Origin of the sequence: Pseudomonas pharyngis, from assembly GCF_021602345.1 — a bacterium.
In the GTDB taxonomy this organism is placed as follows: Bacteria; Pseudomonadota; Gammaproteobacteria; order Pseudomonadales; family Pseudomonadaceae; genus Aquipseudomonas; species Aquipseudomonas pharyngis.
The window spans coordinates 90,142-112,753 of record NZ_BQID01000009.1 but is presented as its reverse complement, the minus strand read 5'-3'; the positions used below and the strand labels follow the sequence as shown (position 1 = coordinate 112,753).

The following is a 22,612-nucleotide window of genomic DNA, read 5'->3' as shown; positions in this document are numbered from 1 at the left end:
AATGAATTCCATGCATGGCCTGAGGGCCTTTTCCCTTCGTCATACCTTCGGTTTATTGACTGCCGGCCTACTGACCCTTTCCGCGAGTGCGGCGCCGTTGACCCGGGATAACGGTGCGGCGGTCGGCGACAACCAGAACTCACAAACTGCCGGCGCAACCGGCCCGGTACTGTTGCAGGACGTGCAACTGATCCAGAAGCTGCAACGCTTCGACCGCGAACGCATTCCCGAACGCGTCGTGCATGCTCGTGGCACCGGGGCTCATGGCACGTTCACCGCGACCAATGACCTGAGTGATCTGAGCAAGGCCAAGGTGTTCGCTGTCGGCCAGGTCACGCCGGTGTTCGTGCGTTTCTCCGCGGTGGTGCATGGCAACCATTCACCGGAAACCCTGCGGGACCCACGGGGCTTCGCCACCAAGTTCTACACCGCTGACGGCAACTGGGATCTGGTGGGCAACAACTTCCCGACGTTTTTCATCCGCGATGCGATCAAGTTCCCGGACATGGTGCATGCCTTCAAGCCCGATCCACGTAACAACCTTGACGATGATTCACGCCGCTTCGACTTCTTCTCCCATGTACCGGAAGCCACCCGCACATTGACCGAGTTGTATTCCAACTCGGGAACTCCGGCCAGTTATCGGGAGATGGACGGTAACAGTGTGCACGCTTACAAGTTGGTCAATGCCAAGGGCGATGTGCACTATGTGAAGTTCCATTGGAGAAGTTTGCAGGGCATCAAGAATCTCGATCCGCAACAAGTTGTGCAAGTTCAGGGCCGTGATTACAGTCACATGACTCACGATTTAGTAACAAATATTAACAGCGGCAACTTTCCTAAGTGGGACTTGTACATCCAGGTCTTGAATCCGCAAGATTTGTCCAAGTTTGATTTCGATCCTCTTGATGCAACCAAGATCTGGCCAGGTATTCCAGAGCGAAAAGTTGGACAAATGGTCTTGAACCGCAATCCTTCTAATGTCTTCCAGGAAACCGAACAAGTGGCCATGGCGCCATCGAATGTGGTGCCGGGCATCGAGCCCTCGGAAGACCGTTTACTTCAGGGTCGGATATTTGCCTATGCCGATACGCAAATGTATCGCCTCGGCGCCAATGCCCTGCAATTGCCGATCAATGCTGCCAAAACTGCAGTCAACAATGGCAATCAGGATGGCGCGATGAATGCCGGTGCGAGCACCTCGGGCGTCAACTATCAGCCAAGCCGTCTGCAACCACGTGAAGAGACGCCAGGTGCGCGCTACAGCCAGACCGCGCTGCAGGGCAGCACGCAACAGGTGAAGATCCAGCGTGAGCAGAACTTCAAGCAGGCTGGCGATCTGTATCGCTCGTTCAGCAAGAAGGAACGTCAGGACCTGATCGAGAGCTTCGGCGGTTCGCTGGCGGGTACCGACGACGAGAGCAAGCACATCATGCTGTCCTTCCTTTATAAGGCGGATCCGGAATACGGCGCCGGTGTGACCAAAGTGGCCAAGGGTGACCTGGAGCGGGTCAAGGCCCTGGCCGCCAAACTGGTCGACTGACAGCGACCCTTTCAAGCCCCGGCAATTGTCGGGGATTGACCGACAGCAGCGCCGCGCGTCTGGCCAGCGGAGAAATCCATCCCGCTGCGCCGCGCTGATCGACGATGGCTGCGTTATCATCGCGGTTTTTGTCGGGGGTTCAGATGGCCAAGGCCAAGCGCATGTACGGCTGCACCGAGTGCGGCGCAACCTTTCCCAAATGGGCCGGGCAATGCGGCGAATGCGGCGCCTGGAACACCCTGACCGAAACCATGGTCGAGAGCGGCGCTGCCGCCGCCCCGAGCGGGCGCACCGGCTGGGCCGGGCAGCAAGCCCAGATCAAGACCCTGGCCGAAGTCAGCATCGAAGAGATTCCACGTTTTTCCACAGCCTCCGGCGAGCTCGACCGCGTGCTCGGCGGTGGTCTGGTGGACGGTTCGGTGGTGCTGATCGGCGGCGACCCGGGCATTGGCAAGTCGACGATTCTGCTGCAGACCCTGTGCAACCTCGCCAAGACCATGCCGGCGCTTTACGTTACCGGTGAGGAATCCCAGCAACAGGTCGCCATGCGTGCACGTCGTCTGGGTCTGCCGCAGGATCAACTGCGGGTCATGACCGAAACCTGTATCGAAACCATCATCGCCACCGCCCGCCAGGAAAAACCCAAGGTGATGGTGATCGACTCGATCCAGACGATTTTCACCGAACAATTGCAATCGGCGCCGGGCGGCGTATCCCAGGTGCGCGAAAGTGCGGCGTTGCTGGTGCGTTACGCCAAGCAAAGCGGCACGGCGATTTTCCTGGTCGGCCACGTGACCAAGGAAGGCGCGCTCGCAGGGCCGCGGGTTCTGGAGCACATGGTCGATACCGTGCTGTATTTCGAAGGTGAGTCCGACGGTCGGTTGCGTTTGCTGCGAGCGGTGAAAAACCGTTTCGGCGCGGTCAACGAGCTGGGCGTGTTCGGCATGACTGACAAGGGCCTGAAAGAAGTCTCCAACCCTTCGGCGATTTTTCTCACCCGTGCTCAGGAAGAAGTTCCGGGCAGTGTGGTGATGGCGACGTGGGAAGGTACTCGGCCGATGCTGGTGGAAGTCCAGGCGCTGGTGGATGACAGTCATCTGGCCAACCCGCGTCGGGTCACGCTGGGTCTGGACCAGAATCGTCTGGCGATGCTGTTGGCGGTGTTGCACCGGCATGGCGGCATTCCGACTCACGATCAGGACGTGTTCCTCAACGTGGTCGGCGGGGTGAAGGTGCTGGAAACCGCGTCTGACCTGGCCTTGATGGCCGCCGTCATGTCGAGCCTGCGCAACCGTCCTTTGCCCCATGACTTGCTGGTGTTCGGCGAAGTCGGCCTGTCCGGCGAAGTGCGCCCGGTGCCAAGCGGCCAGGAGCGTTTGAAGGAAGCCGCCAAGCACGGCTTCAAGCGCGCGATTGTGCCCAAGGGCAATGCGCCGAAGGAAGCGCCGCCAGGCTTGCAGATCATTGCGGTGACGCGCCTGGAGCAGGCGCTGGACTCGTTGTTCGAGTGATCAGACGTCTATCAGCGCCCCGAGCTCGCGTTCCAGTTCGGTTTCGTCGGCCAGATTGAGTTCGATCAGGCGACGCAGGCGCTGAATCGACTCCAGACTGATATGCCGACACACGAAACCGAGCTGGCCGTGATCTTCATGCGCCAGTTGCACATCCATCTCGATGTGTACGTCCTCGCTCAAATGAATGTCGACGAAAAAATCCTGCTCGGGATTGCCCAGCCAGGGCTCGGGCCGCTCGATCAACAGCCCCTTGAGCGACAGATCGATCAGCTTCACCGGCCAGATGTACTCGCCCTGGCTCAATTCGGTTCGGGCATCGAAAGCGATACGTTTGAAGCGGCGACGCTCGGACGGGTGCTCGCTCATGGCGCAATCCTCAGGAAGGTCAGCTGACTATAGACCCGACCGGCGGGGTGTTGCCAACGAATGGACTGTCTAGACCAATGTCGGGGTATGGCCTTTGCCGCCAACAGCGCTAAACTCGGGGTGGCTGTCTTTCTTGTCCACCCTGGCTGGAATAATAAAATGAAAAATAATAATAGCCTGCTACGCCACTTACCCTGGCTGCTGCTGGCAATCGTAGGAGCGTGCGCCCTGGGCGTAGTGGCATTGCGCCGAGGCGAGGCGATCAACGCCTTGTGGATTGTGGTCGCCGCCGTGGCCATTTATCTGGTTGCGTACCGTTACTACAGTCTGTTCATCGCTAACAATGTGATGCAACTCGATCCGCGTCGGGCCACCCCCGCCGTGCTCAACAACGACGGTCTGGACTACGTTCCAACCAACAAACACATTCTTTTCGGTCACCACTTCGCAGCCATCGCCGGCGCGGGGCCGCTGGTCGGCCCGGTACTGGCGGCGCAGATGGGCTATCTGCCCGGCACGCTGTGGCTGATCGCCGGCGTGGTGCTGGCGGGCGCGGTGCAGGACTTCATGGTTCTGTTCATGTCGACCCGTCGCAACGGCCGTTCCCTGGGCGACATGGTGCGTGAAGAAATGGGCCGCATCCCCGGCACCATTGCCCTGTTCGGCTGCTTCCTGATCATGATCATCATCCTCGCGGTGCTGGCGCTGATCGTGGTCAAAGCCCTGGCTGAAAGCCCGTGGGGCATCTTCACCGTGATGGCGACCATCCCGATCGCGATGTTCATGGGCATCTACATGCGCTACATCCGTCCGGGCCGCATCGGCGAGATCTCGGTAGTCGGCGTGTTGCTGCTGCTGGGTTCGATCTGGCTCGGTGGGCAGATTGCCGCCGATCCGGTCTGGGCCAAAGCCTTCAGCTTCACCGGTGTGCAAATTACCTGGATGTTGATCGGTTATGGCTTTGTCGCCGCCGTGCTCCCGGTGTGGTTGATCCTTGCACCGCGTGACTACCTCTCCACCTTCCTCAAGATCGGTACCATCGTCGCTCTGGCGATCGGCATCCTGGTGACCATGCCCGAGCTGAAAATGCCGGCGCTGACCCAGTTCGTCGACGGCACCGGTCCGGTGTGGAAGGGCGGTCTGTTCCCGTTCCTGTTCATCACCATTGCCTGCGGTGCGGTATCGGGCTTCCACGCGCTGATCTCTTCCGGGACCACGCCGAAGCTGTTGGATAACGAAACCAACGCCCGCTACATCGGTTACGGCGGCATGCTGATGGAATCGTTCGTGGCCATCATGGCCATGGTCGCTGCCTCGGTAATTGAGCCGGGCGTGTACTTCGCCATGAACAGTCCGGCCGCCGTGGTCGGCGGTGACGTGGTGTCCGTGGCAACCGCAGTCAGCAACTGGGGCTTTGCAATTACCCCGGAAGCCTTGCAAGCCGTGGCGCATGACATCGGCGAAACCACCATCCTGGCCCGTGCCGGTGGTGCGCCGACCCTGGCGGTCGGTATCGCGCAGATCCTGCACAGTGTCCTGCCGGGTGAAAACACCATGGCGTTCTGGTACCACTTCGCGATCCTGTTCGAAGCGCTGTTCATCCTGACCGCTGTGGACGCCGGCACCCGTGCCGGGCGCTTCATGCTGCAGGACCTGCTCGGCTCCTTCGTACCGGCACTGAAACGTACCGAATCCTGGACCGCCAACCTGATCGCCACCGCCGGTTGTGTGGCGATGTGGGGCTGGTTGCTGTATCAGGGCGTGATCGATCCGCTGGGTGGTATCAACACCCTGTGGCCGCTGTTCGGCATCTCCAACCAGATGCTCGCCGGTATCGCGCTGATGCTCGGCACCGTGGTCCTGATCAAGATGAAGCGCCAGCGCTACATCTGGGTCACCCTGTTGCCGGCCACCTGGCTGCTGATCTGCACCACGACTGCTGGCTTCATCAAGCTGTTCGACGCCAACCCGGCGATCGGCTTCCTGTCGCTGGCCAAGAAATACAACGACGCACTGGCCGCGGGTCAGGTGCTCGCTCCGGCCAAGAACGTCGAGCAGATGCAGCACGTGATCTTCAACGCCTACACCAACGCCACATTGACCGCGCTGTTCCTGTTCGTGGTATTCAGCATCCTGTTCTATGCGCTCAAGGTCGGCATCGCCGCCTGGGGCAAAAAAGAGCGTACGGACAAAGAATCGCCATTCCAGGCCCTGCCGGACGCGTAACCAGAGGATTGCAGCATGTTCAATGACCTGAGTCGCCTCGGTAAATACCTCGGTCAGGCCGCGCGCCTGATGGTCGGCATGCCCGACTACGACACCTACGTCGAGCATATGCAGACCAAACACCCGGACAAACCGGTGATGAGCTACGAGATGTTCTTTCGTGAACGTCAGGAAGCCCGTTACGGTGGCAAGGGTGGGCCGAAGTGCTGTTGATCTGACAGCCTTCGGTTGATGCAATCCCCCTGTGGGAGCGGGCTTGCTCGCGAAAGTGGTGTGTCATTGAGCAATGATGTCGACTGACACGACCCCCTCGCGAGCAAGCCCGCTCCCACATTTGTTTTGTGTTGCTCATCAATTTCGTGAAGGGGATCGATGTTGTCTTCTCCAATACCTGTAACGGTACTCAGCGGTTTCCTCGGCGCCGGCAAGACCACTTTGCTGCGCCATCTGTTGAAAGCCGAGCACGGCCTGAAAATCGCCGTGATCGAAAACGAATTCAGCGACGCCGGCATCGACACCCAATTGCTGGGCGACGAGCCGGTGCAAGTCATGACCCTGGCCAACGGCTGCGTCTGCTGCACCATCCACACCGACCTGACCAAGGCTCTGTACCTGCTGCTCGAACGGCTGGACAGCGGCGAAATCGCCTTTGATCGGCTGGTCATCGAATGCACCGGCCTGGCCGACCCGGCCCCGGTGGCGCAGACCTTTTTCATCGACGAAGAGCTGCGCGAACGCTATTTGCTCGACGGCATCATCACCCTTGTGGATGCGGCCCATGCCGAGCTGCACCTGACCCAGACCATCGCCCAGGCGCAGATCGGTTTTGCCGACCGCTTGCTGGTGAGCAAGACCGATCTGGTGGACGAGGCCGCGTTCACGGCGCTCAGCGAGCGCCTGACCCGCATCAACCGCCGTGCGCCGATCCGCGTGGTAGAGCACGGCAACATCGATCTGGCCGAGCTGCTCGATGTGCGCGGTTTCAACCTGAACGCCGATCTCGGCGGCGGGGTGAGTCTGCGACCGGTCAGCAAGGCGCCGTCCATCGACCGGATTTCCAGTCTGGTGCTGCGTACCGACCAGCCGCTGGATATCGATCAGCTCAGCGAATTCATGAATGAACTGCTGGATGCGCACGGCAAGCAGTTGCTGCGTTACAAGGGCGTGTTGAACATTGCCGGTGAAGATCGGCGGCTGGTGTTCCAGGGTGTGCTGAAACTCTACGGCTTCGACTGGGACACCGAGTGGGCCGAGGGCGAGGCTCGGGAAAGCGTGATCGTGTTTATCGCCGACGATTTGCCGGAAGAGAAAATTCGGGCGGGGTTTGCCAGGGTGGCTGCACAGCAAAACTGAATTTGTGGAGGCTCGAAGGGCCTCTTCGCGAGCAAGCCCGCTCCCACAGTAGATCGCATTCTGTCAGGAAGAATGCAGTTCATTGTGGGAGCGGGCTTGCTCGCGAAGGCGTTCTAACCAGCAACACAATATTCAGATTCTGAACCCAGCAACGTCTGCTCAAGATGATCCAGATGCCGATTCATCAGCATGCCGGCTTTTGAAATATCTCCCCGCTCCACCGCCTCGACAATTGCCAAGTGTTCCTCCCACGCGCAACAGCTGTGCGTCTGCTTACTGCATCGCGCAATCGCCAGTGAGGTCAGCGGCACCAGCGTGCCGAGAAAATGCGTCAACGGTGCATTCCGCGCCATTTTCGCCAGCTGCACATGAAACTCCCCGGACAGGCGAATCGCCGCCCCGCGTCGATCTTTATCCACAGCCTGGCGCTCACCTTCGATCAAGGCGCGCAGGCGCTTCAGATCTTCAGCCTGCGCATGCTGACAAGCCAACCGCACCAGCGTGTTCTCGGCCAGTCGCCGGGCGTGCAGTGCCTGACGTGTCTGCTCGGCGTCCGGCGCAGCAACACGCGGCCGATGGTTGGTCCGCAGCACGATGATCTGTTCGTGGGACAGCTGGGTCAGCGCCCGGCGCACGTCGGCGCGGCTGACGCCAAACATCTGCTTGAGACTTTCTTCGGTGAAACGGCTGGCAGCATCGATGCGCTGTTCGAGGATTGCGTCGAACAGGCGCGGATACAGACCGTCCACCGGCGCGTGCAGGCGGGAGAAGGGCAGGGCCGCCGAGGTCGGGCGAGGGTGCGACGGCGTGGCAAGACTGTTCATGGCCGGTCTCCTGTGTAAGGCGTTTCAGTGGCTCAGGTTGTCATCCGGAATATTCAGCTCGATGCCCATCCGCTGGCCTTCACGCAAAATGTGCCGGCGCATTTCAGCACTGGCCTGGGCGCTGTTCTTGCTGCGGATCGCGCGCACCACGGCTTCGTTTTCTTCAAGGCGTTCGGCCAGGTGCTCCGGCGAATTGCGCAGCACTTCGGCGCTTTGCTTGAGAGCGTTGCTGGTCTGTTGCACCACGCTCTGGAAAATCGGGTTCGAGGTCAGGGTGAACAGTTCTTCGTGAAACGCGATATAAGCGCTGACGCCGGCTTCGCTGTCGCCGGCTTCGAGGGCTTCGCGCATGTCCATCAGGGTCAGGCGCAGTTGCCCGACTTCCTTGCTGCTGATTGACTGCGCCACCAGCCCGACGATGAACGGCTCGAGGGTGTAGCGCAGTTGCAGCACGTCTTCGAGACTGGCGCCGGCTACCGCGTTGTCGTGGCTTTGGCTGTCACTGGCCTGTGCGTCGAGCACCACCACGCCTTTGCCTGGCATCGAGCGCACCAGACCGAGGGTTTCCAGCACGATCACCGCTTCACGCAGGCTCGGGCGGCTGATGCCCAGTTGTTCGGCCAGTTCGCGCTGGCCCGGCAGCATCTCGCCGGAGCGCCACTGACCACGGGCCAGCGCCGCCCGAAGTTTTTCTACCACTGAGTTGACGACGGTTGATGAAGTAATCACGGGTTCGCTCCATGTGCCGTGCCTGCATTGGCGCAGGCACGGCGGTCATTCAGAATTCTTTGGCTGCCGCTTGAGCGACGGTTTTTCTCGGCTGAAAGTTATAGCCCTGCTCGCCGTTGAGCACCTTGTTCGCCCGTTGCACATCGATGTCCTTTTCCCAACGGGCGATGGCCACGGTGGCAACGCAGTTGCCGATCAGGTTGGTCAGCGCCCGGCCGATGCCCATGAACCAGTCCACCGCAAGCACCAACACCAGACCGACCACCGGGATCGCCGGGATGGCCGTCAGCGTGGCCGCGAGAATCACCAGCGCCGAACCTGGAATGCCGTGGGCACCTTTGGAGGTAATCAGCGATACCAGCAAAATCGTCAGCAGATCGGTCATGGCCAGCGGTGTACCGGTGGCGTTGGCAATGAACACAATGGCCAGCGTCAGGTAGATCGAAAAACCGTCGAGGTTGAACGAGTAACCGGTGGGAATCACCAGCCCGACGGTCGAGCTGCCGATGCCCAGATGTTCCAGCTTGCGCATGATCTGCGGCAGCACGGCATCGGAGGACGCAGTGCCCATGACGATCAGCAGTTCTTCACGCAGGTACCTGAGCAGCGGCCACATGCGCAGGCCCGAGAGGCGCATCACCAGACCGAGAATCAGCGCGACGAAGGCGATGCAGGTCAGGTAGAACAAGCCGACGAGGCTGCCCAGGTGTTGCAGGGAATCAAGGCCATATTTGCTGGTGGTGAAGGCGATGGCGCCGAACACGCCGATCGGTGCCAGACGCACGATCATGCCCATGATGCGGAAGATCACATGGCTCAGTTCGTTGATCAGCCGCGAGATTCCGGAAGCTGCTTCGCCCACCAGATTCAACGCGCTGCCGAACAGCACCGAGAACAACAGCACTTGCAGGATGTTGTTGTCGGCAAAGGCGCCGAGTACCGAAGTCGGAATCAGGTCCATCAGGAACTGAGTGGTGGTGTGCATGTGCTGGCCGCGTTCGGCGATGTCGCCCATGTCGGCGGCGGACAGTTGCTCCAGATGGATGTTGGCGCCGCTGCCGATCCCGGTGGTGAAGGCGAACACCAGACCGATCACCAGGGCGATGGTGGTCAGCACTTCGAAGTAGATCACCGACTTGAGGCCGATACGCCCGACCTTCTTCAGATCGCCCGCGCCGCTGATGCCGCTGACCACCACGCAGAACACGATCAGGCCGATGAGCATCTTGATCAGTTTGATGAAACCGTCGCCGAGCGGTTTGAGCTGGGCCGAGTATTCAGGAAGGGTCAGCCCGCAGACGATGCCGAGCATCAGTCCGAGAACCACTTGGAGGAAGATTGAACGCGAGCACCATCTGAGCATGGGAGGAATCCTGGTCGGTGTCCTGGCTGCCGTGCGCGAAGCGCATCAGATTCAGGACTTAATTATTGTGGTCTTACCGGTATGTCCAGTGCGGGTGCAGTCTAGGCGCTGTTTTTTACGGATCGCAAGTGAAAAATGACGAATTGGCATGACCGGTCTGACCAGCTGGGCGGCAAGTCCCATTCTTGAGCGATTCAAGCGTTTGAAAAAATCCGGGCGAAAAAAAAACCGGCCAATCACTTGGCCGGTTTTTCATGCTGCGGTTTTACGTCGCAATCAAGCGCCGTACACCGGCAGTTTCTTGCAGATGGCTTTGACTTTCTCACGAACGGCGTCGATCACCGCTTCGTTGTTCAGGTCTGCCAGGATGTCGCAGATCCAGCCGGCCAGCTCTTTGCACTCAGCCTCTTTGAAGCCGCGAGTGGTCACGGCCGGAGTACCGAAGCGCAGGCCGGAGGTAACGAACGGGGAGCGTGGGTCGTTTGGCACGGAGTTCTTGTTCACGGTGATGAACGCTTTGCCCAGAGCGGCGTCGGCGTCTTTACCGGAGATTTCCTGCTTGATCAGCGACAGCAGGAACAGGTGGTTTTCAGTACCGCCGGAAACCACGTCGAAACCGCGCTCGATGAACACGCTGGCCATGGCCTGGGCGTTTTTCACCACTTGTTGCTGGTAAGCCTTGAACTCAGGCTGCAGGGCTTCCTTGAAGCAGATCGCTTTGGCGGCGATCACGTGCTCCAGCGGGCCACCCTGGGCGCCCGGGAATACGGCGGAGTTCAGCTTCTTCTCGATGTCGGCGTTGGCGCGAGCCAGGATCAGGCCACCCCGTGGACCGCGCAGGGTCTTGTGGGTGGTGGTGGTCACCACGTCAGCAAACGGAACCGGGTTCGGGTAGACGCCAGCGGCGACCAAACCGGCCACGTGAGCCATGTCGACGAACAGGTACGCGCCCACCTTGTCAGCGATGGCACGGAAGCGTGGGAAGTCGAGGATCTGCGAGTAGGCAGAGAAACCGGCCACGATCATTTTCGGCTTGTGTTCAACAGCCAGGCGCTCGACTTCGTCGTAGTCGATCAGACCGTTGGCGTCGATGCCGTATTGGATGGCGTTGTACAGCTTGCCGGAGGAGGACACGCTGGCGCCGTGGGTCAGGTGACCGCCGTGAGCCAGGCTCATGCCCAGGATGGTGTCGCCGGCCGACAGCAGGGCCAGGTAGACAGCGGCGTTGGCCTGGGAACCGGCGTGCGGCTGAACGTTGGCGTAGTCGGCGCCGAACAGTTCCTTGGCGCGGTCGATGGCCAGTTGCTCAACAACGTCGACGTACTCGCAACCACCGTAGTAGCGCTTGCCCGGGTAGCCTTCGGCGTACTTGTTGGTCAGTACCGAGCCTTGAGCTTCCATCACCGCTGGGCTGGTGTAGTTCTCCGAAGCGATCAGCTCGATGTGTTCTTCCTGGCGCTGGGCTTCTTGCTCCATGGCGGCAAAAAGATCGGCGTCGTACTTGGCAATAGTCAAATCACGGCTGAACATGGCGGTCCTCAAGGATCGGGGGCAGAAAAGGGGGGCATTCTAACCCAACGGGTTTTGGATGGCATATGAAACGACATCATGTCGCAGACAAGTGGCGTTCATGACCAGATATGTGGCGTCCGTGCCGGCCTTCGCTGACCAGCCGGTTCGCACAATAACCGAGGCCGCCCCGCGATTTTGTGATCGACATCAATCCCTGTGGAAACGAGCTTGCTCGCGAAGATCGCGCCGCCGATCTTCAGTCGAACATGAACAGCGCATCATTGCTGAACTGCGCCTCGAACCGTCCCGCCGGCATCGGCCGCCCGAACAGATAACCCTGAACCTCGTCGCAGCCATGCTCGCGCAGAAAGTCCAGTTGCTCATGGGTTTCCACGCCCTCGGCGATCACCGCCAGATTCAGGCTGTGGGCCATGGCAATGATTGCCCGGGCGATCTGCGCGTCCTGCTCGCCGGACGGCAGGCCATCGACGAAGGTGCGGTCAATCTTCAGCACGTCGATCGGGAATTGCTTGAGATAGTTCAGCGACGAGTAACCGGTGCCGAAGTCGTCGACCGCGATGCTCAGACCGAGGTTCTTCAAGCCGGCAAGTATCTGCATCGCCTCGCTGACTTCGCGCATCAGGATACTTTCGGTCAGCTCCAGTTCCAGGCACGCCGGCGGCAGGCCGGTTTCCTTGAGGATGGTGGCGATCCGCGTGCCGAGCTGGCCGTCGGAGAACTGCCGCGCCGAGATGTTCACCGAGACTTTCGGCACGCGCACGCGGCTCTGGTGCCAGGTCTTGAGCTGGCGACAGGCTTCGCTGATCACCCAGTCGCCGACGTCCACCACCAGCCCGAGTTCTTCGAGCACCGGGATGAAATCCCCCGGCGGCACCAGCCCGCGACGCGGATGACGCCAGCGCAGCAGGGCTTCGGCGCCGGTCAGGCGTTTGCCGTCGCCGCTGAACTGCGGCTGGTAATACAGCACGAATTCGTTCTGCTCCAGGGCGTGGCGCAGATCGCTTTCCAGTTCCAGACGCTCCAGCGCACTGGCGTTCATGTCGGCCTGATAGAACTGGAAGTTGTTCTTGCCGCGTTCCTTGGCGTGGTACATCGCGGTGTCGGCGTTCTTCATCAACTGGCTGAGTTCGTTGCCGTCCTGCGGGCTCAGGGCGATGCCGATACTGGCGGTGACGAAGAACTCGCGTCCCTCAAGTACGAACGGTCGTACCAGACTGCCAAGGATCTGTTCGGCCACGTGGATCGCACGGTTCAGCGCCATTTCACGGCTGGAGCGGTGTTGCAGCAGCAGGGTGAATTCGTCGCCGCCCATTCGCGCCACGGTGTCGTCATCATCGACGCACGCCAGCAAACGCGTGGCCATGTCCTTGAGCATGCGGTCGCCGGCGGCGTGGCCGAGGGAGTCGTTGATCGGTTTGAAACGATCGAGGTCGAGGAACATCAGCACCACCCACGACTTCTGCCGTTCGGCCGATTGCAGCGCGGTGTGCAGGCGATCCTGGAACAGCGTGCGGTTTGGCAGGTGGGTCAGGGCGTCGTAGTAGGCGAGGCGGTGAATCCGCTGCTCGCTGGCCTTGCGCTCGCTGATGTCACTGAAGAAGCACACGTAACTGGCCAGGTCGCCCTCGTCATCGAGCACGGCGGTGATGCCGACCCACGCCGGGTAGTGCTCGCCGTTGCGGCGCTTGAGCCAGACTTCACCTTCCCAGGTGCTGTGCTGATGCAACTGCTTGAGTACGTAGCGCAGGTGCGCGTCCTGCTGTTCGTCGACGGTCAGCATGTTCGGCAACTGGTCGAGCACCTCACCCACCGCGTAACCGCTGACCCGGCTGAACGCCTCGTTGGCCTGGACGATATAACCGGCCGGGTCGGTGATCAGGATTGCCGAGGTCGAGTGCTCGAATACCGTGGCCGCCATCCGCAGGTCTTTCTCGGCGCGGCGTTGCTGGCTGATGTCGCGACCGACCCCGAGTACGCCTTCGAAGGCGCCATGCTCGTCCCACACCAGCACCAGGCGCAGTTCGATCGGGATCTTGCGACCGTCGGCGCGCAGGCAGTCGAACAGGAACAGCTGGGTCTGCACCTGGCTGCGCAAAATTACCAGTTGCTCGGGTTTGCCCAGGGCTTTGCTGACGCGATCCATCAGGTGATAGATGCCGCTCAGTTGCTGCGGGTTGGCGATGGTCGATTGCCAGCCGTTCTGGAAAATCCATTCGGCGTCATAGCCCAGCACTGCCTGCACCGACGGGCTGACGTAGTTCAGCGAGAGCTTGCTGTCGGTGGAGAAGATTACGTCGCTGATGCTTTCGGCGAGCATCCGGTAGCGCTGTTCGCTGTCGCGCAGGGATTCGCTGGCTTCGATCTGCTCGGTGATGTCCTTGGCCACGCCGATGATCCGCGTGACCTGGTCGTGCTTGTCCCGGGCCAGCGCTTGTTCGCGAATGTCGAAGCGCCGCCACTTGCCGTCGCGATGGCGGAAACGCAGCTGGCATTGCAACAACTGGCTGTAACCGGCGTGACGTTGCATCTGCCGCGAGCGATGGTAATAGTCGGCGTCTTCCGGGTGCAGAAGGATTTCCCAGAAGTACTCGCCCATCTGATGCAGTTCGGTGCGGTTGTAGCCCAGGGTCTGGCCGAGGTGGTGGTTGCTGAAAATCATCCGCTGGCTGATCACGTCCTGCACATACAGATGATCCGGCACGGTACGCACCACATCCGACCAGAAACCTTCGCGCTCCAGCAGCGACAGTTCGATCAGCTTGCGGCTGGTGATGTCGTTGATGCTCAGGATCACGGCCTTGTAGTCGTGCTGTTCCTGCGGCAGGCGCAGCACCAGCCACAGGTGCTGGTCGCGGCCATTGATGTCCGGGAGCTTGATTTCCAGTTCCAGCTGCTTTTGCTGCTGGAGCACGGCGTCCAGCACTTGATTGCCGATGGCGCACTGACTGTGCGGCTGACCGTCGATCAACAGTTGCCAGGCGTGGTCGCAGGAATTGACGTTGAGCAGTTGCAGCGCGACCTGGTTGACCTCGGTCACCCGCAGTTCGTGGAGCAATTGCTGGCGCTGTGCCGGCTGGTCGAGCCAGGCCTTGAGCTGGTCGCTGGTCTGGATCTGGGCCCTTTCGAAAACCTGTTTGAGCCCCGAAAGATCCAGCACGCACAACGCCACGCCGGTGCCTTCGAAAATATCCTGATAACGCCGACGCCCCTCATGCACCTGACGCTGACGGCGACGCATGTTGAGCAGGGCGATAAACGGCAGCAGCGACAGCGCCAGGCCCAACAGGCATTTGCCGATGAACGCCGGCAGCAGTTGTTCGAGCACATGCTGGCGGTCGAACAGGCCACGCAGTTGCCAGTCGCTGCTGCTCAGCGGCACGGTCAGCACACTGTTGGCGAGATCGTCCGGGGTCAGGACGCTGGTGCTGCCGACGGGCATCGCTTCGTCGCGGCTGATGATCTGATGGTTGATGCGGTTTTCCACCAGCCACAGAGGACGGATGCCTGTTTCGCCTTGTTTGGTCAGTGCTTTAAAGAAGGTGGGTGTCAGCCGCAGCGCCCAGTAACCGCGAGTGCTGCCACTGGCCTGATGCAGCAGCAGATGCACCACCGAACCGTCTTCGTCGTTGCTGAAGTAATGCGCCTGAGCGCGACTGCGGCGCACCAGATCGCTGAGGTAATCGGCGTCATGGCTGTCGGCGGCGCTGTCGCTGAGGATCTTTCCGGACGGGCTGAGCAGGGCCAGGCTGCGCAGGTCGGGCAGTGATTTCTGAAGTTTGCGCAGGAGTGCCTGCTGTTCGTCGGCCGACTGCGGTTGTTCGACGATCGGTAGCAGGTTGAGGGCGATCTGCGCGTTCAACGCCATGTTCAGGCTGACCTGAGCGGCGAGGTCGGCGGTGTAGTCGATGGTGTACTGACGCTGGTTTTTCTGGGTTTCGCGCAGTTGATCGAGCAGTTGCCAGAACAGCAACGCGAGCAGCAACAGCACCAGCGTCGCCAGCGCGCCTTTCAAGGTTCCGCGCAGGGACGAGCCGGGCGCCGGTTGGGTGCTGCTCACAGAGGCTGGCGGAGTGACGTTGGACAAGCTGTAATCCTGCGGTCTGGCTGGACTGGCGCGACGTGCACTATAAGCCGGACGCCCAAGGGGCGGCTAGCATGCCTTGAGTTGTGGCGAAGTGCCAGCCCCACTCGGCTGGACTGCCTTCCGTCATTCAGGTAGCTTTGCCGGTTACGCGGGAGCGTTCCAGCTCCTAGACTCAGACTTTTTCAGCGCGCACGCATTGATGACCATCAAGTGAACGACGCGCATCGGTCTGGCCGGGCATCGCCTGCGCTCCAATCATTCATCTGTCACTGACCCAAGGTTCTCCATGGCTCAATACGTCTTCACCATGCATCGGCTGGGCAAAGTTGTTCCGCCGAAGCGGGAAATCCTGAAAAACATTTCGCTGTCTTTCTTCCCCGGCGCCAAGATCGGCGTACTCGGCCTCAACGGTTCGGGTAAATCCACGCTGCTGAAAATCATGGCCGGCGTCGACACCGAGTTCGAAGGCGAAGCGCGCCCGATGCCGGAACTGAACATCGGTTACCTGCCGCAAGAACCGCAACTGGATCCGACCAAGACCGTGCGTGAAGTGGTCGAGGAAGCGGTCAGCGTGATCAAGGATGCGCAAGCGCGTCTGGACGAGGTCTACGCCGCCTACGCCGACCCGGACGCCGACTTTGACAAGCTGGCCGCCGAACAGGCCAAGCTCGAAGCGATCCTGCAGGCCAGCGACGGTCACAACCTGGAGCGCCAGCTGGAAGTCGCCGCCGATGCGCTGCGTCTGCCGGCCTGGGACGCCAAGGTCGAACACCTGTCCGGTGGTGAAAAACGTCGTGTGGCCCTGTGCCGTCTGCTGCTGTCCGCCCCGGACATGCTGCTGCTCGACGAACCGACCAACCACCTGGACGCCGACTCCGTTGCCTGGCTCGAACACTTCCTGCACGACTTCCCGGGCACTGTGGTCGCGATCACGCACGACCGTTACTTCCTGGACAACGTTGCCGGCTGGATTCTGGAACTCGACCGCGGCGCGGGCATTCCTTACGAAGGCAACTACTCGGGTTGGCTGGAAGCCAAGTCCGATCGTCTGGCCCAGGAATCCAAGCAGCAATCGGCCCACGAAAAAGCCATGAAGGAAGAACTGGAGTGGGTGCGCAAAGGCGCCAAGGCCCGCCAGTCGAAATCCAAGGCTCGTCTGCAACGCTTCGAAGAAATGCAGTCGCAGGAATTCCAGAAGCGTTCGGAAACCAACGAGATCTACATCCCGGCCGGTCCGCGCCTGGGCGACAAGGTCATCGAATTCAAGAACGTCACCAAGGGCTATGGCGATCGCGTCCTGATCGACAACCTGTCGTTCTCGATGCCCAAAGGCGCCATCGTCGGCGTGATCGGCGGTAACGGTGCCGGTAAGTCGACCCTGTTCCGCATGCTGATGGGCAAGGAAACCCCGGACTCCGGCAGCATCGAGATCGGCGAAACCGTGCAACTGGCCTGCGTGGATCAGAGCCGCGAAGACCTGGACGGCAGCAAGACCGTGTTCCAGCAGATCTCCGACGGTTCCGACCAGATCCGCATCGGCAACTACGAGATCCCGTCGCGTACCTACGTCGGTCGCTTCAACTTCAAGGGCGGCGATCAGCAGAAGTTCGTCAAGGACCTGTCCGGTGGTGAGCGCGGTCGTCTGCACCTGGCGTTGACCCTGAAGGAGGGCGGCAACGTCCTGCTGCTCGACGAACCGTCCAACGACCTCGACGTTGAAACCCTGCGTTCCCTGGAAGAAGCCCTGCTGGACTTCCCGGGCGCCGCCATTGTGATCTCTCACGATCGGTGGTTCCTTGACCGCGTCGCAACTCACATCCTGGCGTACGAAGACGACTCGCAAGCGGTGTTCTTCGAAGGCAACTACACCGAGTACGAAGCCGATCGCAAAAAGCGCCTCGGCGAAGCAGCGGCCCAGCCACACCGGGTACGCCACAAGAAACTGGCCTGATTACGGGTTGGTTGCATGAAAAAGCGGAGCCTTCGGGCTCCGCTTTTTTTTGCCTGCAATGCAGACTGTTTTATAGCGTGTGTACTATTTGTTTTCATAAATGCGACATTTTTGTCTGTTGCTGTGTACATGTCGTTTGTTACAGTCCGGCTCAATCGCTTCCAACGACAACAAATCTGCCGAGACTTTTCCCATGATCGAATCCGTCGAATCCTTCCTCGCCCGTCTGAAAAAACGCGATCCGGATCAACCCGAATTCCACCAGGCCGTCGAAGAAGTCCTGCGCAGCCTGTGGCCGTTTCTCGAAGCCAATCCGCACTATCTGACCTCGGGGATTCTGGAGCGCATCTGCGAGCCGGAGCGGGCGGTGGTGTTCCGGGTGTCGTGGGTCGACGATCAGGGCAAGGTGCAGGTCAATCGCGGTTTCCGCATCCAGATGAACAGCGCCATCGGCCCGTACAAGGGCGGCTTGCGCTTCCATCCTTCGGTGAATATGGGCGTGCTGAAATTCCTCGCCTTCGAACAGACTTTCAAGAACTCCCTGACCTCATTGCCCATGGGCGGCGGCAAGGGTGGCTCGGACTTCGATCCGAAGGGCAAGAGCGACGCCGAAGTCATGCGTTTCTGCCAGGCATTCATGAGCGAGCTGTACCGGCACATCGGTGCCGACGTGGACGTGCCGGCCGGTGATATCGGTGTCGGCGCCCGGGAAATCGGGTTCCTGTTCGGCCAGTACAAGCGCCTGAGCAACCAGTTCACCAGCGTGCTGACCGGCAAGGGCATGACCTACGGCGGCAGTCTGATCCGTCCGGAAGCCACCGGTTTCGGTTGCGTGTACTTCGCCGAGGAAATGCTCAAGCGCCGCGAGCAGAGCGTCGAAGGCAAGCGTGTGGCGATCTCCGGTTCCGGCAACGTCGCGCAATACGCAGCCCGCAAGGTGATGGACCTGGGCGGCAATGTGATTTCCCTGTCCGACTCCGAAGGCACGCTGTATTGCGAGGCGGGCCTGAGCGAAGAACAGTGGCTGGCGTTGCTGGAGCTGAAGAACGTCAAGCGCGGGCGGATCAGCGAATTGGCTTCCGCCTTCGGCCTGGAGTTCCGCGCCGGTCAACTGCCATGGTCGTTGCCGTGCGACATCGCGCTGCCATGCGCGACCCAGAACGAGCTCGACGCGGAATCCGCCCGCACCTTGCTGCGCAACGGCTGCTTCTGTGTGGCCGAAGGCGCGAACATGCCGACCACCCTTGAGGCTGTGGATATCTTTATCGAGGCCGGGATTCTGTTTGCGCCGGGCAAGGCCTCGAATGCCGGCGGCGTGGCGGTCAGTGGGCTGGAGATGTCGCAGAACGCCATGCGCCTGCTGTGGACCGGGGGCGAAGTGGACAGCAAGTTGCACGGGATCATGCAGTCGATCCACCACGCCTGTGTGCACTACGGCGAGGAAAACGGCCGGATCAACTACGTCAAAGGCGCGAACATCGCCGGCTTCGTCAAAGTCGCCGACGCGATGCTCGCCCAAGGCGTGGTTTAAGCAACCGGGTTCAAGAGCGCTCGATGCGGATCACTTCGATCAGTTGATCGCCTGCCGGGCGCTGCCACAGCACTTCGTCGTTGAGCCGTGCGCCAAGCAGCGCACGGCCCAGCGGTGAGGCCCAGTTGATCAGGCCGTTGGCCGCATCGGCCTGGTCTTCACCGACCAATTGCACCCGGTGCTCGGTGTCGTGTTCGTCGGCGTAGGTCACCCAGCTGCCGATCTGCACCTTGTCGGTAGATGTCGGGGCCGGTGCGACCTGAGCGCTGCCGACCCGTTGATTGAAATAACGCAAATCCCGTTCGAGATCGGCCAGCCGCTGTTTGTCAGCCTGTTCGCCCTTGGCCGACTGCTCGGCGTGCAGGCTTTGCAGCTCGGCTACTTTTGCCTGCAATTGGGCAAGCCCTTGCGGCGTGACGTAATTGGGCTGTGTGCTGACCTGCCGTTCGACCGGCTGATCGGCTTGCGCAGCGGCATTGTCTTCGTTGACGAAAGCGCGACTCATGGTGGGCTCCTGTTATAGCCGTTGGGCCATGGTCGCAGGCAAAAGGTTTCGCTGGATGTCTGGATGCGACCTACGGCGAACGATATGCCCGCGCGGCGCCCTGATCCTTCTCCTGCTGCCAGGCGCGCTCGCGTTCGTCCCAGTGCTCGTTGCGATACTGTTCGCGATCCTTGTTTTCCAGCATCGCCTGACACTGACGGAAGCCGTCGCTCCAGCCCTCGGCGTATTGCTTGTCCTTGAGATAGCGCGGCACGTTCTTGCGAAACTCGCCGCTGATCGAACCGGCCGCCTGACGACCGCTGATGCAACCGTCATCGAAACCGTCGGCGAACGCCGGTGGATAACCCTTGGCAATCAGATCTTCGTGGGTGCTCTGACAGCCACCCAGCACCAGCAACACACCCGCAAAAACCGCACACCGCCACATCACACTCTCCCGGGCCGTTAAACGGCTGATAGGGAAAGTCTAGAAGCGGATTCGTCGATGGGGCGTGAAAGAAAGATCAAAACCTCAGTAGTGATACCACTTCACTTCCAGCATCACTTCGGTCTCCGGCGTGGCCAGATGGCTGAACTCACGCTGGGCGCTCAGGCGCAGGCCGAGGTTGCGCGACAGTTCCCACTGCTGATTCAGGCTCAGGCTACGGCGCACTTCACCATTGAAGAAGTAATCGCCTTTGGCCTCCAGGCTGAGATTGCCCAACGGGTTTTTCCACAAAACGCCGGTATTGAAACCGCCTGCGGGGGAAACGAACTCGGCGAAATCATTGTTGTGTTCAACGCGCACGGTGCCGAGGGCAAAACCCAGCACATCGTCACCCAGCGCCCACGTGCCGCCACCGCCACCGTTGACGTGGCTGACCAACGTCTCGTCATCGTGCTTGCCCGGTACGCGTTCAAGACCACCGGTGACTTGCCACGACAGCGGCTGCAACAGCGCGTTGCGCGGCGTCAGTGAGCGGATGGTCGCCAGATCCAGCTGCTGGAATTGCCAGTGATTGCCTTCGTACTGGCGCAGCTTCATCTGCAGGATTTCGATCTGGGCACCGAGGGGGAAACTCTCGGCGTTGTCGTTGAGGTCGTGATAGGCCATGCGCAAGCCGTACTCGCCAAACGCGCGGTCACCCCGAGTGCCGAGACCGGCCTGCCAGGTGCGCGATTCATGGCCGTCCTCGGGCAGGCCCGGTTGAGGAATTTGCAGCTCTGGCGCCGGGTTCTTGTTGATCGCTCGCAGCAATTCGAAACTGCGTTGCGCTCGCTGTGGATCACGCTCCTGGCCGTTGGCGCGGTAGCGCTCCAGCCGATAAGCCGCGTCAACAATCAGCGCCTGGCGATCCCGGGGCAGGGCCTTGAAGGCCGGAGCCTGAAGTTGCTGCTGATCGGCGCTGACCTTCAGCACCCAGTCCTGTTCCTCGCCGCTCAGAGGCTCGGCACGGCTGAGCAATTCGCGCTCGCGGGACGGACGGTATTCGATGTGCTCGACCAGTCCGGCCTCCTTCACTGCTTTGACGGTGTCGGTGGGGATCGCCGTCAACGGGAATTGCTCGGTCAGGCGCAGGCTCGGACGCGCGACCTGCAACAGTTCCAGCAGGCGATAGGAGCAGTTTTCGTCGAAAAAGAAGTAGTCGAACTGGATCTGCTTCAGCTCCCATACATGCTCGACCATGCGCGCGGTTTCGGCTTGCGTCAGATTGAGCCGGTACTCCCACAGGTCGCGGTTTTCCAGGCTGCGGTATTCCGAGAGTTTTTCCTGATAAGGCACGAGTGCGAACAGTCCCGGATAACCACCCATCAGGCCTTTCCAGGCGTAAAGAATGCTGTTGTCCGAGCCTTCGATATAGGCGCCGAAGTTGATCGCGTAGCTGAGCAGCGAAGTCTTGTCGCTTTGTACGTCAGCCTGGTCGATGCGCAGCAGGGTGTGGCCGAACATCGACGACGGGCTGTTGAGGTAGGCCGCCGGGAAAATCATCACCGCGCTGTGGGGTGAGACGTCCTTGAACCATTTCTTGAATTCGGCGCAGTCCGGCGTCGGCAGGTCGGTCAGGTTGAGTTGATCTTTCAACCAGCGGGTGCGTGCCGGGTAAACGCACTGTGCGTGTCGCTCACCGAGACTGGCGGGGGCGTACAGCGCTTGCACGGTGGCGGCGAGCTCATGGTCGGGGTGTTCGTTGCCGTCGGGGGCGAGGAAGAATTTTTTGTCACTGACGTAGCTGCGCCAGCCACCGAGTTTGGCGGTTTCGTAATGACCGAGAGAAATCCAGAAGCGGTCGTTGGCCAGTTGCTGCAAACGTTGAGGGTCGATGTGAGGCGCGGCGGACAGCGGGGCGCAGACACACAGCGCCAGCCAGGCAAGGCGTTTGAGCATAAATGGCAACTTAAGTCGAAAAGAAACAAAGCCCAGGAAGGGCGGGCCGAAAAAATAAAACCCGCTTCCCGAAGGAAGCGGGTGGGTCGAGCTTAAGCCTGAGTCGCGTACTTGGCCAGACGTGGGTCTGCCTTCAGAACGGCCAGGGTGTTGGTATGCACGTCTTCAGCGGTCACGTCAGCCTTGCTGAAGATCTGCTGGAAGTGCTCGTGAGTGACGGCGGCGAAGTGCGCACGGTCTTCCGGCGCCACGCCCAGTACCACGGCATAGGTCGTCAGCGCTTCGCCGTTGCCTTTTGCCATGTCTTCGGACAGCTCATTCATCATGCCATTCATGGCAAACCAGGATTTGCCGCCATAGGTCAGCGAAGCGTTGGTGGAGCAGCCGTTGGTGCCGGACGTCATGCCGAACGTCGCGTTGCCGGAGGTGCCGTTGGTGGTGGATGCCAGGAAGTGTGCCGGGGTGCCACGCTGACCTTCGAACAGCATGTTGCCCCAACCGCAATCCGGGCCGCCTGGAGCTTGCGCCATGGCGTTGATGGATACAGCGGTGAAGAGAGTACCGAGAAGAATCCGTTTCATAGCTTTGTTCTCTTTGTGTGCATACCAATGGACAGGGTTCTGGCCCCCAAGCTCTGTACGAAACAGATCCAGACGAAGCCAGTGGGCCGGTATTAGTTCCAGCCGCGCAGTTTGGAGTTTAGGCACGTTCCGAGGGTTCCGTGA

Annotated in this window: 17 protein-coding genes; 7 read left to right on the top strand and 10 right to left on the bottom strand. The window is 60.6% G+C overall.

Features of this window, described 5'->3' with window-relative positions:
• The first annotated feature begins 1 nt into the window (after window position 1).
• Both katB and radA read left to right on the top strand, forming a co-directional pair.
• Window positions 2-1,543, top strand: coding sequence for a catalase KatB (gene katB / locus L6D74_RS19210; protein ID WP_373874477.1), 1,542 nt, complete (start codon window positions 2-4; stop codon window positions 1,541-1,543).
• Window positions 1,544-1,686: 143 nt separating this feature from the next.
• Window positions 1,687-3,054, top strand: coding sequence for a DNA repair protein RadA (gene radA, locus L6D74_RS19205; protein WP_064599559.1), 1,368 nt, complete (start codon window positions 1,687-1,689; stop codon window positions 3,052-3,054).
• Here radA and L6D74_RS19200 read toward each other — a convergent pair whose 3' ends face one another.
• Window positions 3,055-3,423, bottom strand: coding sequence for a PilZ domain-containing protein (locus L6D74_RS19200; RefSeq protein WP_064599557.1), 369 nt, complete (start codon window positions 3,421-3,423; stop codon window positions 3,055-3,057).
• A gap of 159 nt (window positions 3,424-3,582) precedes the next feature.
• Here L6D74_RS19200 and L6D74_RS19195 point away from each other — a divergent pair, with 159 nt between their 5' ends.
• From L6D74_RS19195 to yjiA, 3 genes are all read left to right on the top strand, one after another.
• The gene (locus L6D74_RS19195; RefSeq protein ID WP_085648726.1) at window positions 3,583-5,649 is read left to right on the top strand and encodes a carbon starvation CstA family protein; all 2,067 of its coding nucleotides are present in this window, start codon (window positions 3,583-3,585) and stop codon (window positions 5,647-5,649) included.
• 15 nt (window positions 5,650-5,664) lie between these two features.
• Window positions 5,665-5,862 carry a YbdD/YjiX family protein gene (locus L6D74_RS19190; protein ID WP_003228401.1) on the top strand — a complete coding sequence of 66 codons (198 nt, stop codon included), beginning with the start codon at window positions 5,665-5,667 and terminating at the stop codon, window positions 5,860-5,862.
• 159 nt (window positions 5,863-6,021) lie between these two features.
• The gene (gene yjiA / locus L6D74_RS19185; protein ID WP_236190063.1) at window positions 6,022-7,002 is read left to right on the top strand and encodes a GTPase; all 981 of its coding nucleotides are present in this window, start codon (window positions 6,022-6,024) and stop codon (window positions 7,000-7,002) included.
• Between the two features lie 113 nt (window positions 7,003-7,115).
• On the opposite strand, the gene L6D74_RS19180 is transcribed toward yjiA, so the two are convergent.
• The 5 genes from L6D74_RS19180 to L6D74_RS19160 form a co-directional block, all read right to left on the bottom strand.
• A complete protein-coding gene (locus L6D74_RS19180) occupies window positions 7,116-7,826 on the bottom strand; it encodes a GntR family transcriptional regulator (RefSeq protein WP_236190062.1) in 711 nt (236 codons plus the stop codon).
• Between the two features lie 24 nt (window positions 7,827-7,850).
• Complete coding sequence (locus tag L6D74_RS19175; RefSeq protein ID WP_064599554.1) at window positions 7,851-8,555, bottom strand: FadR/GntR family transcriptional regulator; 705 nt, start codon at window positions 8,553-8,555, stop codon at window positions 7,851-7,853.
• A 49-nt stretch (window positions 8,556-8,604) separates the two neighbouring features.
• Window positions 8,605-9,918 carry a C4-dicarboxylate transporter DctA gene (locus L6D74_RS19170; protein ID WP_085612603.1) on the bottom strand — a complete coding sequence of 438 codons (1,314 nt, stop codon included), beginning with the start codon at window positions 9,916-9,918 and terminating at the stop codon, window positions 8,605-8,607.
• 276 nt (window positions 9,919-10,194) lie between these two features.
• Window positions 10,195-11,448 carry a serine hydroxymethyltransferase gene (gene glyA / locus L6D74_RS19165; protein ID WP_075948374.1) on the bottom strand — a complete coding sequence of 418 codons (1,254 nt, stop codon included), beginning with the start codon at window positions 11,446-11,448 and terminating at the stop codon, window positions 10,195-10,197.
• A 238-nt stretch (window positions 11,449-11,686) separates the two neighbouring features.
• Complete coding sequence (locus L6D74_RS19160) at window positions 11,687-15,535, bottom strand: bifunctional diguanylate cyclase/phosphodiesterase (RefSeq protein WP_236190061.1); 3,849 nt, start codon at window positions 15,533-15,535, stop codon at window positions 11,687-11,689.
• A gap of 286 nt (window positions 15,536-15,821) precedes the next feature.
• Here L6D74_RS19160 and ettA point away from each other — a divergent pair, with 286 nt between their 5' ends.
• Complete coding sequence (gene ettA / locus L6D74_RS19155) at window positions 15,822-17,486, top strand: energy-dependent translational throttle protein EttA (protein ID WP_007950976.1); 1,665 nt, start codon at window positions 15,822-15,824, stop codon at window positions 17,484-17,486.
• A 193-nt stretch (window positions 17,487-17,679) separates the two neighbouring features.
• Complete coding sequence (gene gdhA / locus L6D74_RS19150) at window positions 17,680-19,017, top strand: NADP-specific glutamate dehydrogenase (protein WP_236190060.1); 1,338 nt, start codon at window positions 17,680-17,682, stop codon at window positions 19,015-19,017.
• 10 nt (window positions 19,018-19,027) lie between these two features.
• Here the strand turns inward: gdhA and L6D74_RS19145 are convergent, their stop codons facing one another.
• The 4 genes from L6D74_RS19145 to L6D74_RS19130 all read right to left on the bottom strand — a co-directional run bounded on the left by L6D74_RS19145 (window position 19,028) and on the right by L6D74_RS19130 (window position 22,468).
• A complete protein-coding gene (locus tag L6D74_RS19145; RefSeq protein ID WP_064599547.1) occupies window positions 19,028-19,522 on the bottom strand; it encodes a GreA/GreB family elongation factor in 495 nt (164 codons plus the stop codon).
• Between the two features lie 70 nt (window positions 19,523-19,592).
• Window positions 19,593-19,949: a hypothetical protein gene (locus tag L6D74_RS19140; protein WP_236190059.1), complete on the bottom strand. Its 357-nt coding sequence runs from the start codon at window positions 19,947-19,949 to the stop codon at window positions 19,593-19,595.
• A gap of 84 nt (window positions 19,950-20,033) precedes the next feature.
• Window positions 20,034-21,887, bottom strand: a complete 1,854-nt coding sequence (locus L6D74_RS19135; protein WP_236190058.1) for an Lnb N-terminal periplasmic domain-containing protein — start codon at window positions 21,885-21,887, stop codon at window positions 20,034-20,036.
• 92 nt (window positions 21,888-21,979) lie between these two features.
• Window positions 21,980-22,468, bottom strand: coding sequence for a DUF3015 domain-containing protein (locus tag L6D74_RS19130; RefSeq protein WP_007950971.1), 489 nt, complete (start codon window positions 22,466-22,468; stop codon window positions 21,980-21,982).
• Window positions 22,469-22,612 lie beyond the last annotated feature (144 nt).

Coding starts and splice junctions, on each gene's coding strand:
- L6D74_RS19195 (WP_085648726.1), top strand. CDS start 3,583: ATGAAAAATAATAATAGCCTGCTACGCCACTTACCCTGGCTGCTGCTG.
- gdhA (WP_236190060.1), top strand. CDS start 17,680: ATGATCGAATCCGTCGAATCCTTCCTCGCCCGTCTGAAAAAACGCGAT.
- L6D74_RS19130 (WP_007950971.1), bottom strand. CDS start 22,468: ATGAAACGGATTCTTCTCGGTACTCTCTTCACCGCTGTATCCATCAAC.
- radA (WP_064599559.1), top strand. CDS start 1,687: ATGGCCAAGGCCAAGCGCATGTACGGCTGCACCGAGTGCGGCGCAACC.
- katB (WP_373874477.1), top strand. CDS start 2: ATGAATTCCATGCATGGCCTGAGGGCCTTTTCCCTTCGTCATACCTTC.
- L6D74_RS19145 (WP_064599547.1), bottom strand. CDS start 19,522: ATGAGTCGCGCTTTCGTCAACGAAGACAATGCCGCTGCGCAAGCCGAT.
- L6D74_RS19190 (WP_003228401.1), top strand. CDS start 5,665: ATGTTCAATGACCTGAGTCGCCTCGGTAAATACCTCGGTCAGGCCGCG.
- yjiA (WP_236190063.1), top strand. CDS start 6,022: ATGTTGTCTTCTCCAATACCTGTAACGGTACTCAGCGGTTTCCTCGGC.
- L6D74_RS19170 (WP_085612603.1), bottom strand. CDS start 9,918: ATGCTCAGATGGTGCTCGCGTTCAATCTTCCTCCAAGTGGTTCTCGGA.
- L6D74_RS19180 (WP_236190062.1), bottom strand. CDS start 7,826: ATGAACAGTCTTGCCACGCCGTCGCACCCTCGCCCGACCTCGGCGGCC.
- ettA (WP_007950976.1), top strand. CDS start 15,822: ATGGCTCAATACGTCTTCACCATGCATCGGCTGGGCAAAGTTGTTCCG.
- L6D74_RS19135 (WP_236190058.1), bottom strand. CDS start 21,887: ATGCTCAAACGCCTTGCCTGGCTGGCGCTGTGTGTCTGCGCCCCGCTG.
- L6D74_RS19200 (WP_064599557.1), bottom strand. CDS start 3,423: ATGAGCGAGCACCCGTCCGAGCGTCGCCGCTTCAAACGTATCGCTTTC.
- L6D74_RS19140 (WP_236190059.1), bottom strand. CDS start 19,949: ATGTGGCGGTGTGCGGTTTTTGCGGGTGTGTTGCTGGTGCTGGGTGGC.
- glyA (WP_075948374.1), bottom strand. CDS start 11,448: ATGTTCAGCCGTGATTTGACTATTGCCAAGTACGACGCCGATCTTTTT.